This window comes from Brumimicrobium salinarum (genome assembly GCF_002844555.1).
Lineage (GTDB): Bacteria > Bacteroidota > Bacteroidia > Flavobacteriales_D > Crocinitomicaceae > Brumimicrobium > Brumimicrobium salinarum.
Map to the genome: position 1 here is coordinate 662,273 of NZ_PJNI01000001.1, position 15,540 is coordinate 677,812.

Here is a 15,540-nt window from a genome sequence, read left to right on the forward strand (position 1 = left end):
GTTTGTGTAGCTTTTTAACTCCTATTTTTTATAATCATATCATCTCTTCGGGAATAATAGAAATTCAACTTGATAAGCAAATAAAACAGTATTAATCTCTCCCCAACTTTGAGACTAACCCATAATTAATTTATGGGCTTCAATGAAAGTTTAAGGTTTTTGTTCAATCTTTTATTAAATCCCTTCTTGGGTGTAAGTTAGTATACTTTATAAATAAAAGATGGTATAACTACTTTTAAAAGACTTGGAACACCGAAAGTGAAGCATTTATTCCAATAGAATACTGACTAAATCACAAAACCTTCTAAGATCTGAATAAACGTTAAATTATTCCTCTGTATCTTGATCTTTCCGTACTGTTGTTATCTTAAATCTGTTAATTGTGTAACCTGTAGCTGAAGCGATCTCTTTAAAATTTTCTTCAGTATATGATATTTTTGAGTCGATATAAAAAACACCTTCTTTTATATATTGGTCTGATTCCTCTATGTGTTGAGTAAAATCAGATAATACTTGTTTTGGAGAATTGTTATTAAATGATGATACCTCAAAAGAATAAGTGTATTGTGAAAATGATACAAAAGAAGCACCAATAAAAAATGAGGTAATAATGAAGTTTTTTAAGTTCATAATGAATAGTTTCTAATATTGTTTACTAATTTAATAAAAAAAATACGTTTTTGATATTTTGCCAGTCAATATAACTTATCTAATAAGTTTTGAATTCTTCCTGATGTTTTTCGATTGGATTCAACGGTAACCCGGTATTGTTAAATTCGTTGAGATGTGTTGAGTCTATCATAATGGGATCAAAAGCCTAGTTCATGAGATTATTTTTGAGATTAGATGAGGTTCACAATTTACAGATAATGGTAAACAACCTGTTTCAGAAAATTAACTTGCTTGTTTGAACTTAAAAAAATTATCTTTGCCCTTTCAAAAACCAAACAGCAAGAAGCATGAGTTACGATTTTAACGCAATAGAGAAAAAGTGGAGAAAACACTGGCAGGAAAACAATACTTACCAAACTAAAGTTGAAACTGACCAACCAAAATATTATGGTTTAACAATGTTTCCTTATCCTTCTGGAGCTGGACTGCACGTTGGACATCCGCTAGGGTATATCGCATCGGATATTTATGCACGTTATAAAAAATTGAAAGGCTACAATGTTTTGCACCCAATGGGATACGATTCTTTTGGATTGCCTGCTGAACAGTATGCTATTCAAACTGGACAACATCCTGCTGTAACCACAGAAGAAAACTTAAAACGATACCGAGAGCAACTCGATAAAATTGGATTTTCATTTGACTGGTCACGAGAAGTTCGAACTTCAGATCCGCAATATTACAAATGGACACAGTGGATTTTTAAACAATTATTTGCTGCTTACTATTGTAATGATGCCGATAAAGCTTTGCCAATTGAAAATCTAATTGCTGTTTTTGAAAAAGAAGGAAATTCAAATGTAAACGCTGTTAATGCTTGCGAAATTGAGTTTTCTGCTGAAGAATGGAAGGCTTTTGATGCCAAAAAACAAGCAGATATCTTAATGGATTATCGCTTAACCTATTTGGCTGATTCATGGGTGAATTGGTGTCCAGCTTTGGGAACTGTTTTGGCCAATGATGAAATCGTAAATGGAGTTTCTGAGCGTGGCGGACATCCTGTAGAACAAAAGTTAATGCGCCAATGGTCCATGAGAATTACGGCTTATGCTGAACGTTTGTTGAAAGGTTTAGACAAGCTCGATTGGTCAGATGCTGTAAAAGACATCCAACGCAATTGGATAGGCAAATCTGTTGGAGCATCGCTCCACTTCCCCCTATGGAGGGGGGTTGAGGGGGAGGATATTGACCCTAAAATCTCAGATGATACAACAATCGAAGTTTTTACAACTCGTCCCGATACAATTTACGGCGTTTCTTTCATGGTTTTAGCACCAGAACACGACTTAGTAAATCAAATTACAACAGACGAATATAAAGATGAGGTGGCTGCATATCAGCAAAAAGCTGGATTGAAATCTGAGCGCGACCGTATGGCAGATACCAAAACAATTTCTGGTCAATTCACAGGAGCTTACGCTGTACATCCTTTGAGTGGAGAGAAAATTCAAATTTGGATTGGAGATTACGTACTGGCTTCTTACGGAACAGGTGCTGTAATGGCGGTTCCTTGCGGAGACCAGCGTGATTGGGATTTTGCTAAGCATTTCGAAATTCCAATTAAGAATATTTTCGCTGACGTTTCGATTGAAGAAGGCGCCTACACAGAAAAGAAAGGGAAAATCGCTAATTCTGACTTTTTAAACGGATTAGAGGTTGATGAAGCCATCAAAAAAGCAATTGAAGTACTAGAAGACAAGAAAATTGGAAAAGCAAAAACAAATTACCGTTTAAGAGACGCTGTTTTTTCTCGTCAACGTTATTGGGGAGAGCCGTTCCCTGTATATTATGATAAGGGAATTGCTAAAACAATTGATGATCAATATTTACCTATTGAATTACCTGAAGTAGATAAGTATTTACCTACCGAAGATGGTCAGCCGCCACTCGGAAACGCATACAATTGGTTTTGGGACAGTGAAAAAAACGAATTAGTTGGAAAAGATAAATCGGAAGAAGAAAACGTTCATCCGATGGAATTGAACACCATGCCAGGTTGGGCAGGAAGTTCTTGGTATTTCTTGCGCTACATGGATCCGCATAACGACAAAGCATTTGTTGCTAAAGAAAAAGTGGAGTATTGGAACAATGTAGATTTATACATCGGAGGAGCAGAACACGCTACGGGGCATTTATTATACGCTCGTTTTTGGTCCATGTTCTTGCATGATTTTGGACATATTCCTTTCGAAGAGCCTTTCAAAAAGATGATTAACCAAGGAATGATCTTGGGGAGAAGTAATTTTGTTTACCGCGATAAAGAAAGTGGGAAGTTTGTAAGTTTCGGAAAACGAAAAGAATATAAAACGTCGAGAATTCACGTTGACATCAACATAGTAGACAACGATATTCTTGATACATCGGCGTTCAAATCTTCACGAGAAGAATATGCCAATGCAGAATTCATTTTGGAAGACGACGGAACTTATCTCTGCGGACACGAAGTTGAAAAGATGTCTAAATCGAAATTTAATGTTCAAAATCCAGATGATTTAGTTGAAAAATACGGTGCGGATACCTTGAGGATGTACGAGATGTTCTTAGGTCCAATCGAGCAAGCAAAACCTTGGGATATCAAAGGAATTAACGGAGTAAATAATTTCTTACGTAAACTATGGAGGTTGTTTCATGACCAAGACGGAAAAGTTGTACTTTCCGATGAAAAACCAACTGCAGATGCTTTAAAAACCTTGCATAAGACCATCAAGAAAGCCCAAGAAGACATGGATCGTTACGTGTTCAACACTTCTGTTTCTGCAATGATGATTTGTGTAAATGAATTAACAGAGCAAAAATGTAACAACAAAACAATTCTTCAAGATTTAGTGGTGTTGTTAGCGCCTTATGCTCCGCATATTTCAGAAGAACTTTGGACAATTTTAGGCAATGAAGCAGGAACTGTTTCTGAGGCAAAATATCCTGTTTGTAACGAAGATTATTTAGTTGAAGACACTTTTGAATATCCAGTGAGTTTTAACGGAAAAATGCGTTTCAAAGCAGAATTAGCCAATGATTTATCAAAAGATGAGATAGAAAAAGAAGTTCTTGGCATGGAGAAATCACAAAAGTATTTAGAAGGAAAAACACCGAAAAAAGTGATTGTTGTTCCTGGAAGGATAGTCAATATTGTGGTTTAGAAGTTTATGATTGGAGTACTTCCCGAAATAGTTTAGACATTTTTAAATATATGTTTTGAGCAAGAAGTAAAGTCTATATATACTGTTCGTTTTTAATAAATAATACCATGAGTAAGTTACAATCCTTTTTGAATGACTTATCTCATGCTGAGTTGGTCAGTTTTTAGACTTATCGCTAAGAACAAAAATTAAAGTATAAAAAAATAGGCTTAATGTAAAGAACGGTATGTAAAAAATCTATTTTTGTTTATATAAACATTTATTAAAACCTTATGTACTATGAGAACTACAATTTTTATTTTAATCTTTTTACCTATTCATTTTTTATTTGCGCAAAACAGTATTCCTTTGGAAAGCAAGCACCAGAATAACTTTGGGTTATCATTCGACTTAGGTGGAGGTATGGAAAAAGCCAATGATATAAATACTACAATGAATTTTGAGTCAATCGGGGGGTATGCTAACCCCATTGGAAAACCAAACTTAGGCTTGAATATATTTTGGGATCATCAGTGGAGTTTTTATAAAAAACATGGTTTGACTTTTGGCTTAGGTGTATCATTCACAACCTTTAGTTATGATGTTGCATTTAAAAATATTGAATTTGATGAGAATAAAACTAGAGAACATATACTAGGTAATGGATTTAGAAGTAGTTTTTTTAGTTTGGATTTACCACTTTATTATACCTATACTTTTAAAACTAAACACGGGAATATTAACCCAATTATAGGTATAAATATTCGAGAGTTATCTTATATGTTTAATTCAGGAAGAAATAGTGGTGGCGTTAGTGGGAGTTCATCAGAGCTTTCAGGAAATGATACAATTTATTATAATAATTACAACTTTAAATTTGGTACTCAAAGCATGGAACCAATTCTCATGCCATCAATAGGTGTTAAATACAGTAAAATAATGTCGAATGACGACATAATTACTTTTCATCTTACAGGTAAGTTACATTTAAATACTTCAAATAGTCCTGAGGTTTACTTAAATGATTTTGACAATACAGAGAATGGAATTAAATACAATTATTATATAGTCGAGAATGAGAATGGAGCGTCGATGAATAATTCATCAAATTCAATATATTACCGTATAAATATGTCGAGTATAAATCTCGGTATTTCATATTCTTTCAAATAAACTTAGCCATTCTGTGGAATAGTTAGTTTTAATGTTTTTATCCCTTACGTTACCAATTCCATGAAAACCGCTAACTTTATAAAAAACTCCAATCATGAAACGTCGCGATTTTTTTAGAAACTCTTCTTTATCTGCTGCTGGTATAGCATTATCTCCAGTATTATTTGCAAGTCAAAATCATACAGATTTAAGGTTAGCCGAGCTCAAAAATGAAGCTAAAAATATAATCTTTTTGGTTTCCGATGGTATGAGTGCTGGAACATTGACCATGGCAGATTTATATGCTAAAACAACCAGAGGAAAACACACTACATGGATTGAAAATTACAAGAACGGACGGTTTAGAAGAGCAATGATGGATACAGCTTCGGCAGACTCATTAGTTACCGATTCTGCTGCAGGAGGTTCAGCTTGGGGTGGCGGAAAACGAGTGCCCAACAATTCTTTAAATGTAGGTTCGAATGGAGAATTGCACAAGCCTATTTTGCAAAAATTTAAAGATCAAGGAAAAAAAGTTGGCTGCGTCACTACTGTGCCAATAACCCATGCTACACCAGCTTCATTTTGTATCAATAATAAAAGTCGCCGCGATCAAGAACAAATTGCAGAACAATATGCTCAGTTGAATTTTGATGTTTTAATGGGTGGTGGAAATAAGTATTTTTCAGCAGATTTAAGAAAAGATAAAAAGGACATTTATGCCAACTTTGTAGCAAAAGGTTATGATGTGGCAAAATCAAAAGCAGAGCTTAAAACCGTTATTAGTTCTAAAGCACCTTTGTTAGGTGTTTTTGATGATGATGCTTTGCCTTATACAGTGGATTATATGAGCTCAGAAAAAGCTCAAAATAACATTCCGAACATTGTCGAAATGACTGCAGTTGCCATTGAGAAAATGAAAAACCATCCAGATGGATTTGTTTTGCAAATAGAAGGGGGTAAAGTTGATTGGGCAGCACACGCCAACGATGCACCTGGTTTAATTTTAGATCAGATAGCTTTTGATCAAGCCCTTAAGGTTGCTTTGGACTTCGCTATAGAAGATAAAAATACCTTGGTAATTGTAACTACAGATCATGGAAATGCTAATCCAGGTTTGTTCAAAGGAGCAAAAGCAGATGAGAATTTTGCCCGTTTTCAAAGCATGAAAAAAAGTAATACATGGGTAATGAGTCAATTAGAGCCTTCTCTTTCTCAAAATCAATTAATAGAAATGATTAATGAAGCACAGGGTTTTGCCATATCTAAGGACGAAGCAAAGACACTGCTCAATCATATTAAAGATTTTAATGCTGAAGAATTAAAGGATTATTACAAACAGCCATTTGAGAAATTTTCTCGTATTCAAAAAAGATACACTAATGTGGGATTTGGTGATATGAATCATTCAGCAGATTATGTTGAATGTGCCGCTTTTGGACCTGGTAGTGAGTTACTGCCGCCATTTATAGAAAATACGTTTTTGCACGATATGATGCTAAAATCATGTGGCGTGTCGGTCAACGAATAAATCGGATGTGGTATGAAAGATTATTATCTTTTATCAATAATTTGAAAGCATAGGTTGCTTAATTTTTCCTTGAAAATTACTTATTATCTAATTTGTCTAGGTCTTCGGTGTGCTTTTCCCAAGCTATCATTACCTCATCCATTTCTGTTTTAAGTGCATCATATTCTTTCAGTGTATGCGCAGCTTTTTCCTCGTCAGAATAGTCTAACTCTGCAACAATTTTATCCATTGCTTTTATGTCAACCTCTAATTTTTCAATATGCTGTTCTGCCTTTCGAATGGCATTTTTTAAGCGATTTATATTTCTTTTTCGGTCCTTTTTTTCTTCGTAAGATAATTCTTCTTCAGGTTCCTTTGGTTTATCTTCTATTTTCTGTGTTTTTTGTGCTGTCTTTTTACTCTTTCCTAATTGTTGAGCCTGTTGGAACGCCTCGGATTTTTTACTTAAATATTCTTTTACAGTATAGTGATGAATTTTTAATTGCCTATCTTCAATGTCCCAAATTCTATTGGTTAACCCTTCTAAAAATTCCCGATCATGTGAAACAATAATAAAAGTACCTTCATACTGTTGTAATGCTTGTTTTAAAACTGCCTTGCTTTGTATGTCTAAATGATTGGTAGGCTCATCCAAGATTAAAACATTCGAGGGACTAAGCAGCAATTGGCATAATGCCAAGCGGGTTCTTTCTCCTCCTGAGAGTACGCCAACTTGTTTGTCGACATCTTCACCGCTAAATAGAAACGCACCAAGAATAGATCTTAGCTGTTTTCTAATTTCACCTTTAGCAACTAAGTCAACTGTTTCAAATACGGTTTTTGTTGGGTCTAATTGTTCTGCTTGATCTTGCGCAAAATAAGTAACTTCAACATTATGACCATAAGTAACCTTACCTTCTCCATCCTCAGTTTGCATGATTCTTTTAAGGAGTGTAGATTTACCCACTCCGTTAGGCCCCAATAAGGCAATTTTCTCACCTCTTCCTACCGTCAAGTTGATACCAGAAAATAAATGCAAATCACCATAAGACTTACCCAAATTTTCTATGTGTAAAACAGATTTACCGGGTTGAACGCTCAAAGGAAAAGAAATTTTCATTTGTGCAATTTCATCGGTTTCAACTTCGATGAGTTCTGTTTTTTCTAATTTTTTCATGAGCGATTGAGCAAAAGAAGCTTTACTGGCCTTCGCCCTAAACTTATCAATTAGTTCTTCGGTTCTTTTAATCTCTTTCTCTTGTTGTTTTTGCGCATTGAGTAGCACTTCGATTTCTTCAGCCCTTCTTTCCTTATAGATTGAATACGGATAAGGAAAATTTAGAATTTTCCCGTTTGTAATTTCTAAAGTTTGCTGCGTTACATTATCTAGAAAATATCGGTCGTGTGATATTGTAATCAATGCACCATCAAAGCGTTTTAGATAGCTTTCAAGCCAGCCTATAGAAATAATATCTAAATGATTTGTAGGCTCATCTAAGAGTAAAATAGAGGGGTTGTTGATCAGTATCTTTGCTAATTCAGCCCGCATTTTCCAACCTCCAGAAAATTGATTTAACGATTTTTCGAAAACACTTTCTTGAAAACCTAAGCCTTTAAGTGTGGAGACTATTTTTTCCTCCCATTGGTAGCCTTCAAACAAATTAAATTGTTCGTTAGCAAAGTTAAGATCGTCTAATAATTGCAAATAGGAGTCGCTTTCATAGTCTGTTCGGGTGGTCAATTGATGATTAATATCCTCAATTTGATTTCTGATTTTATTGAGTGCGTCATTTGAAAAATCAAGATAATCAAAAACACTTTGATTGGTATCAATAACTATATCTTGTGTTAAATAGCCAATTGAAACGTCTTTAACTTTATGAATAGCACCTTCCGTAGGTTGTTCTCTACCATAAAGCAATCGGAGAAGTGTCGATTTTCCAGCACCATTTTTTCCAACTAAACCGATCTTATCGCCAGCATTAATTTGTAAACTAACTTCTTTAAATAAAAATCCTTGAGGTAAGTGAAAGCTTAAATTATCAATATTAATCATGCGGGCAAAGTTAGTAAAAGATGTTGAAAAACCTTTACCTTCTTTGTGCTGTGCTCATTTAATAATATTAGTAACGCTAACTATTCTTAGTCGTTCTCAAATTTATTACTTTGAATAAAATTAAGAGGTTGTTTTATATATTTTACTTGGCTGGCAATGTAAATAAAGGAATTTTTAAACGCTGAACGATTTGTTTAGATAAACTTTTCTTAAAAACTTGTGTGAAAAAATTGCGTTTTCTAGGCTGAATAGCAAGAATATCAATGTTTTTCTCTGCATAAAGCTGACAAATAGCTTCCTCGAAATTGTTACCCGTTATTACGTAAGAGTTTAGATTTGTTGTATCAACAATCAGTTTGTTTTTCCATGCTTGCATTTCTTTTTCAGATAAATCATCGACTTCTTTTTCAAAATGAATGCTGCATGTTGTGGCGTTAAAATATTTCGCAAATCGATAAACCTCGTTAAATGAAACGACCTCTTCATCTTTATAGTTTGTCAGATAAGCCACTTTTTTAATTGTATCTTGAAGCGAAACCTCTTGTGGTATAGAAAGCACATTGCAAGGTGCGTTGTCAATTACACCAGAAGCAACAGATCCCAAAAACACTTCCTTTAATCCTGTTGCACCAGTTGTACCCATCACAATAAAATCAGCTTCCTCTTCTTTGGCAATATTTACAATTCTTGGAACAATCTGACCTTCCGCCATGAGGTGTTTAAATTCAATATTGGAAAAACCTTTTTGTGTTGCTTTTTCACGCAACTCGTTCACAGACTTCTTGAAATTCTCCAAAGTCTCCATCTCCATAATTTCATATACCTCTTTCGAAGTATTGTGTAGCGCTCTACCTAAATCAGGTAATTCATAAACATGTACTAAAACAAGTTCTGCTTCTAATTTCATGGTCATTTGCAAAGCGTAAAAGAAAGCAGTCTCTGCCGCTTTAGAAAAATCTGTAGGAAAAAGTATCTTCATCATCGCTGCGTGTTTTATAAATAAATCTGACTACGAAGTTACCATTTTATTTGATTCGAAATTGACATAAGAATATGATTTTTAAAAAGTCTAAAAAATGTTAGAACCTCAATAAAGAAGTTTATAGTCAGAATTACATTTTGCAATCTAACGTTCATCTTTAGTTGAAGTTGAGTGTAGATTTAAAATATATCGTAAAATATTAATTGGCGTCTGGTTTTTTAGTCGGATTAAAAGTTGTTTGATAAAAAAACTCAATGAATTCAGGTTGAATCCTCTCAAAAGTTTTAATTTTGAAATGTTTATGGAGCATAACCATCTATATTCTATTTATGAAATGTTTTTGTCTTATTCTTTTATTGATGCTATCATTCTGTGTTCAAGCTCACAGTGACAGTTCCTATATCAAAGCTATTGAAAATGCTAGTTCTAATGAAGAAAAAGAGGATGGATTTATAGAATGGATCGATGTGTTAAGTCAGAAAAACACAAAGCACTGTGATTCAATTATAAGAAATTATAAGGCTTATGTTCCAGAGATATCACAAGATGGCACATTGTTTCTGATAATTACTTTTCTGAATAATTCTCGTTTAGGTGGCTTTTATACGATACCACAAATAGCTGACTATAATGTCAATGCATCAGACCGACTATTAATTGGCGGAATTCTAAAATGTTTTCAGTTTGAAGCTATCTCCAAAAAAGAATACGAATTAATTACTTCAAATTCACATCACTATAAGGATCCTACCCGAAAGAGTTTATACTATATACTTTCAACATGTGTTGAAAACATAAGTGAAACAAAAAAAACGATTCTTTTTAAAAAGGCTTTGCGACATGCAAAAAGAAGTTCTTTAAAAAGTATCTATTCCACGATTCTTAATGCCTTTTCTATCTATCACGCCGAAAATGAAGATTTTGAAGAAGCAATTTTATATCAGCAAAAAGGAGTTTCATACAGTAGAGAACATGAGTTAAAAGCCAATTTAGTAGTCCATTTAATCGAAATTGGAAAAATTCATTCTCGATTAAATCAAACTACTAAGTCTGAGTATAATTTGAATAAAGCATTAGATTTAAGTAAGGATTTAAAGATTGATTTTATAAAGGGTGAAATCTATAATGAATTGGGTATTGTAAAGTCTAAGCAAAACGAAATAAAGCAAAGCATCAAGTTCTTTCAACAATCTTTGCTTAGTTTTTATAAAGTCAACAATCATAAAGGTTTGGCGAATACACATAAAAATATTGGTCGTGTTTTTTACAATCGGAATGAATTAGATCTTGCTGAGAAAAACTATAAGCTAAGTTATGAATTTTTTAATGAATTTGAGAATAACGTAGGATTAGGTGAACTTGAATTTTTTTTTGCAGAGCTATATTACAACAGAAAAAAGTTGTCTTTGGCAGAGAAACACCTTAAAGAAGCTTTTAAACATTGGTCAGATAATGGATTACTTATTCCAATAAATGAAGCTCAATTTTTATGGGCAAAAATAAAGAATAAGAAAGGTGAATATGAGAAAGCCTATCAAATCTTGGAGGATTATTCAGAGTTTAATGATAGTCTACATCGTTTAGAAACGAGCAAAAGGATTGCCGAATTAAGTGAAATGTTTAAATCGGAGCAAAAGGAACGCAAGATTCTTGAACAAGAAAAGCAACTAGAAGAAGAGTTAATTCAAAAAATGCTGATTAAATCAAAGCTAGAAAACTTAAGACAAAAAAATCAATTTTATATCATCATCATTGTTATTTCCATTTTGTTCTTTGCCGCTATTATTTTATTGATTCGAAACAAGAATAAACAAGAACAATTAAAAAAGAAACAAAGAGAGATTGAACTACAACAAGCGCTTTTACGATCACAAATGAATCCTCACTTTATCTTTAATGCAATGTCGGTAATTCAAAGTTATATTTACGATGAAGATGCCAAAAACTCCTCTAAGTTTTTGATTCACTTTTCAAAGCTTATGCGTTTAATTTTAGAGAACAACACCAAGGAGTTTATAAGTTTAGAAAAAGAATTTGAAATTATTCATCGTTATCTGATCTTGCAAAAAATGAGATTTGAAGATCGTTTTAGTTTTACTATAAATAATGAGTTTATTGCCGACTCTTCGTCTATTTTAATTCCACCAATGTTGGTGCAACCATTTATTGAAAATGCTATCGAACATGGGTCATTAGACACAATTGAAGATGGAAAGGTAGAGGTAAACTGCGAAATAGAAGAAGATTTATTTATATTTACCATCCAGGACAACGGTGTTGGTAGAAGCGCTTCAGCAGCAAAACAAAAAGTGTCAAACAATGAACATTCTAGTATGGCTATTAATTTAACGGAAAATAGAATAGCATTACTCAATAAAAAATATAAGAATAATGGTTTTTTAAAGATTGAAAATCTCAATGTTGAACAAGCAACAGGTACCAAGGTAATAATCGCAACACCATTTATTCGCAAAATCTAAATGTATGGCATATAGAATAGTAATTATTGATGATGAATCGCGTACGCGGTCTTTATTAACTAAAATGGTTGAACAAACTGATTTTCCAATCAAAGTTGTGGGAGAAGCCGATGGTGTTGAGTCTGGACTAAAGATGATACAAAAACAAGAGCCAGATATTGTTTTATTAGATATCCAAATGTCTGACGGTTCTGGTTTCGATTTACTTGATCGTACAAAAAAGAGAAATTTTGAGGTGATTTTTGTTACTGCTCACCAAGAATTTGCTATTCGAGCAATTAAATTTTCAGCCCTTGATTATATATTAAAGCCTGTAGAAATTGAAGAATTAGAAAGTGCTGTAGAAAATGCGATAGATGCTATTGAAACCAAATCAGATCTTTCCGTTCGATATGAAGAACTACTCAATAACCTAAAAAATAACAATAAGCGCATTGTTATTAGAACCAAAGGGTCGATGTATGTTTTCGATTTAAAGGAAATTGTTCATTGTCAGTCTGATCGAAACTACACTTACTTTTATTTAAACGATGGTAGAAAAATATGTACTTCTCGTACATTAAAAGACTATGAAGATACTTTAGGTTTACCTGATTTTATTCGGTGTCATCGTTCTCATATTATCAATCTTAATTACTTAGATAGATATGAACGTGGCGACGGTGGTACAATCATTATGAAAAATGGAACTGAAATTCCTTTGTCAAGATTAAGTAGAGAAAGATTTTTAGATGTGTTGGATAATTTATAGTCGGGTCTTGGTTACAATCAGCTGAGTTTTTTGGAGAAAATGATGGTGAGTTCTCTGTTGGAGCAACTGGAGGAACGCCAGGGTATAGCTATGTCTTTGATAATTCAACTCCGCAAAACTCAACGGTTTTTGATAGTTTAGCAGCTAATCAATATACGGTTGTTGTTATTGATGATAATGGATGTACAGATACGCTTATACAAGAGATTACTGAGCCTGCTGCTCCAATAACGGAAATTACAACGACGCAAACAGAGTATTGTGCCACTGGTAGTATTCAAATCACAACTTCAGGAGTGGGGAATGGTACATTTTCTTCGACTCCTTCAGGTTTAGATTTAACTACTTCGAATGGACAGATAGATTTAGGTAGTTCATCAGTAGGGACTTATGATGTTTTTTATGCCTTCACCGAAAATGGATGCGATTACCAAGATTCAATAACAATCGAATTGCTTGAAATACCTGAATTAATTTTAGAAGATTCAATCGACTTGTGTTTGGGTGAATCTTGGACACCTAATGCATCAGGAGATTTTGATAGCTATAGTTGGAGCTCTGGACTCACGCAAGGAGTAGACACATTAGGTCAATTGGGTAATGAAACCTTTTATGTAACGGGGGTTTCTGCAAATGGTTGTGAGGTGTTAGATAGTGTAGTGGTTTCAACCTTTGAACAACCCAATGTAAGTTTTACAGCAGATCCAACTGAAGGATTGCCACCTTTAAATGTTACCTATACGAATACTTCAGACGGTGTTGCCGATACTTACACATGGGATTATGGTGATGGCTTTGATGAAAATACAGGCAATAACACCAGTCATATTTTTGAGTCTCAAGGAATATACTTTACCAATTTAATAGGAAGCACAATAGAGGGCTGTTTTGATACGGCTACAGTTCAGATTAATGTGTTATTTCCAGATATGATCTATGAAATTCCTAATATATTTACACCAAATGGGGACAATGAAAACGATCTGTTTAAATTGATTAATCCTTCTAATATCGAAGCTTTGGAGATTATAATTTTAAATAGGTGGGGAAATTTGGTTTTTGAATCAAACGATGTACTTTTCGAATGGAATGGAAAGATAAATAACACTGATGCTGAATGTACAACTGGAACATATTTCTATAAAGCTAACCTTACAAACTTGTCTGGAGAAAATGTTGAGGTACACGGTTTTGTTCAATTAGCAAGGGATTAGTATTACAAAATAAACAAAACCAGAAGTTGAACTACTTCTTGTTTTGTTATATGAAACGATTGCTTTTTTTACCTGAGATCAATTTGTAGCCTGGTTCCAACTTGCATTTAACCTAGTCAAGTGATGACTTCTTTCATAAACAAAAGAAATGCGCTGAACTGATCTTGTGTGCTCATTTCGACAAGCGTAACACATCTCAACGCAGCAAAGAATGTTAGCTAAATCGTTAGACCTACCCATACCAGCAGGAGTCCAAGGATAACGCTTAGACTTATATATAGCATGGCTAACGCATAATCTTGGTGTTGAAACATTTGCAAACTTTCCAAAGCGAAAGCTGAAAAAGTGGTGTACCCTCCACAAAAGCCAATGACAAACAGGAACCTTAAACTATCTTTTTCTTGAATATTCAAGCCTGATTTTCCCAACAAAATACCGATTAAAAAACAGCCCAACAAATTAACAATAAATGTTCCTAAAGGAAATTGATGGAAATAAAACTTTGTGGTGAGTAATGAAGTTAGGTAGCGTAAAGCACTTCCTATTCCGCCACCTAATCCGATTAATAAAAGTTGTTTTAGCATTTTAAATATGAATTTTGTCCTTACTCATCAAGTGAATTATAAAATTATAGATTTAAAATTAAACAAAAAAGAGCAGTATAAAATCATTATAACTTGATGTTATACCGCTCTATTAATTAAAATATTACTGTGTGAAATAAGTTCGCATTTCGTCTCTTGATTCAGAAAACTTAAATAATTTAAGTAATTTATTTGCATATATTTTGTCTGTCATACGATCGTAACAGAACTTTGCAATTTCCATTCGGTCATCATCAAAAGTAAATATTTCTACAATTTTATAAGACTGGTCTGAAGTTACGCATTTATTACGTAAAGCTTCTTTTGCATATTTAAGTTGTTCATCAGAAAAATTCATTTCTTCCAATTCATCTATTATGGGTTGAATAGTTGAAATAGGTTGGTAACAATTGTTTCCTTGATGCGGAAAATTTACATTTGGAGGTTGCTGATTTCCTGGAAAACCACCATGTTGACCACCAAAGTTTGGATGTTTACTACCATCTTGATGATAATGAAAACCAGGAGTAGTTGGTGTTGTACATAAAAAACACGGTTGATTATACGGAGACACATATTCTATTACTTCGAAATGCAGACCTAATCCACCATGTTGACTATTACTCACATTAACCCATTGTATCTTTTTTAACCCATTTTGCCAGTTTACATGTGCGGTATATCTTTTATTAGGTAAAAGGTTAACATTTTCAGAGAGTAACATTCCTGAACTTGTAGCGTACATTAATTTTATCTTGTGATAGGTTGCCGGAACCCCCATAATTTTTAAGTTACTGCTTGGCATACGATTTTGAACAACACCATCTATAACTAGATAAAATTGTGTATTCGTTTGATCGACAATCACCAATTCAGAAGTTGAAGTGTTGTATTGCCCATTTAAACCAAATATTAAAATGACGAATAAACCTGTAAGTATGTTTCTCATAACGCAAAAGTTCAGTTAATAATAATTTGTTCTTTTTCAAGAACAATGCCAAACCCAATTGTTTTTATGATAGG

At 33.6% G+C, this 15,540-nt stretch carries 11 protein-coding genes; 6 read left to right on the forward strand and 5 right to left on the reverse strand.

Going from position 1 to position 15,540, the window contains the following annotated elements:
* Positions 1–327: 327 nt before the first annotated feature.
* Positions 328–630 (reverse strand): hypothetical protein, encoded by a 303-nt coding sequence (locus tag CW751_RS02925; protein WP_101333486.1) that lies wholly within the window; start codon positions 628–630, stop codon positions 328–330.
* Between the two features lie 329 nt (positions 631–959).
* Here CW751_RS02925 and leuS point away from each other — a divergent pair, with 329 nt between their 5' ends.
* The 3 genes from leuS (at position 960) to CW751_RS02940 (ending at position 6,471) form a co-directional block, all read left to right on the forward strand.
* Positions 960–3,809 carry a leucine--tRNA ligase gene (gene leuS / locus CW751_RS02930; RefSeq protein WP_101333487.1) on the forward strand — a complete coding sequence of 950 codons (2,850 nt, stop codon included), beginning with the start codon at positions 960–962 and terminating at the stop codon, positions 3,807–3,809.
* A 279-nt stretch (positions 3,810–4,088) separates the two neighbouring features.
* Entirely contained in the window at positions 4,089–4,961 is an 873-nt protein-coding gene (locus tag CW751_RS16100) for a hypothetical protein (RefSeq protein WP_101333488.1), read from the forward strand.
* 94 nt (positions 4,962–5,055) lie between these two features.
* The gene (locus tag CW751_RS02940) at positions 5,056–6,471 is read left to right on the forward strand and encodes an alkaline phosphatase (protein ID WP_101333489.1); all 1,416 of its coding nucleotides are present in this window, start codon (positions 5,056–5,058) and stop codon (positions 6,469–6,471) included.
* Between the two features lie 76 nt (positions 6,472–6,547).
* Here the strand turns inward: CW751_RS02940 and CW751_RS02945 are convergent, their stop codons facing one another.
* Positions 6,548–8,506: an ABC-F family ATP-binding cassette domain-containing protein gene (locus CW751_RS02945; RefSeq protein ID WP_101333490.1), complete on the reverse strand. Its 1,959-nt coding sequence runs from the start codon at positions 8,504–8,506 to the stop codon at positions 6,548–6,550.
* Positions 8,507–8,648: 142 nt separating this feature from the next.
* Positions 8,649–9,488 carry a universal stress protein gene (locus CW751_RS02950; protein ID WP_101333491.1) on the reverse strand — a complete coding sequence of 280 codons (840 nt, stop codon included), beginning with the start codon at positions 9,486–9,488 and terminating at the stop codon, positions 8,649–8,651.
* A gap of 359 nt (positions 9,489–9,847) precedes the next feature.
* Between CW751_RS02950 and CW751_RS02955 the strand changes: the two genes are divergently transcribed.
* The 3 genes from CW751_RS02955 (at position 9,848) to CW751_RS02965 (ending at position 13,933) form a co-directional block, all read left to right on the forward strand.
* Complete coding sequence (locus CW751_RS02955; protein WP_165779198.1) at positions 9,848–11,968, forward strand: tetratricopeptide repeat-containing sensor histidine kinase; 2,121 nt, start codon at positions 9,848–9,850, stop codon at positions 11,966–11,968.
* Between the two features lie 4 nt (positions 11,969–11,972).
* Positions 11,973–12,719: a LytR/AlgR family response regulator transcription factor gene (locus CW751_RS02960; RefSeq protein WP_101333493.1), complete on the forward strand. Its 747-nt coding sequence runs from the start codon at positions 11,973–11,975 to the stop codon at positions 12,717–12,719.
* A 296-nt stretch (positions 12,720–13,015) separates the two neighbouring features.
* A complete protein-coding gene (locus tag CW751_RS02965; RefSeq protein ID WP_101333494.1) occupies positions 13,016–13,933 on the forward strand; it encodes a T9SS type B sorting domain-containing protein in 918 nt (305 codons plus the stop codon).
* A 218-nt stretch (positions 13,934–14,151) separates the two neighbouring features.
* On the opposite strand, the gene crcB is transcribed toward CW751_RS02965, so the two are convergent.
* Together crcB and CW751_RS02975 are read right to left on the reverse strand one after the other, a co-directional pair.
* Positions 14,152–14,517, reverse strand: a complete 366-nt coding sequence (crcB, locus tag CW751_RS02970; RefSeq protein WP_101333495.1) for a fluoride efflux transporter CrcB — start codon at positions 14,515–14,517, stop codon at positions 14,152–14,154.
* Between the two features lie 124 nt (positions 14,518–14,641).
* Complete coding sequence (locus CW751_RS02975; RefSeq protein ID WP_101333496.1) at positions 14,642–15,466, reverse strand: DUF4476 domain-containing protein; 825 nt, start codon at positions 15,464–15,466, stop codon at positions 14,642–14,644.
* Positions 15,467–15,540 lie beyond the last annotated feature (74 nt).

Bases quoted from the DNA above. Each gene is read 5' to 3' on its own strand.
- CW751_RS16100 (WP_101333488.1), top strand. From the start codon at position 4,089: ATGAGAACTACAATTTTTATTTTAATCTTTTTACCTATTCATTTTTTA.
- CW751_RS02940 (WP_101333489.1), top strand. From the start codon at position 5,056: ATGAAACGTCGCGATTTTTTTAGAAACTCTTCTTTATCTGCTGCTGGT.
- crcB (WP_101333495.1), bottom strand. From the start codon at position 14,517: ATGCTAAAACAACTTTTATTAATCGGATTAGGTGGCGGAATAGGAAGT.
- leuS (WP_101333487.1), top strand. From the start codon at position 960: ATGAGTTACGATTTTAACGCAATAGAGAAAAAGTGGAGAAAACACTGG.
- CW751_RS02960 (WP_101333493.1), top strand. From the start codon at position 11,973: ATGGCATATAGAATAGTAATTATTGATGATGAATCGCGTACGCGGTCT.
- CW751_RS02950 (WP_101333491.1), bottom strand. From the start codon at position 9,488: ATGATGAAGATACTTTTTCCTACAGATTTTTCTAAAGCGGCAGAGACT.
- CW751_RS02955 (WP_165779198.1), top strand. From the start codon at position 9,848: ATGCTATCATTCTGTGTTCAAGCTCACAGTGACAGTTCCTATATCAAA.
- CW751_RS02925 (WP_101333486.1), bottom strand. From the start codon at position 630: ATGAACTTAAAAAACTTCATTATTACCTCATTTTTTATTGGTGCTTCT.
- CW751_RS02945 (WP_101333490.1), bottom strand. From the start codon at position 8,506: ATGATTAATATTGATAATTTAAGCTTTCACTTACCTCAAGGATTTTTA.
- CW751_RS02975 (WP_101333496.1), bottom strand. From the start codon at position 15,466: ATGAGAAACATACTTACAGGTTTATTCGTCATTTTAATATTTGGTTTA.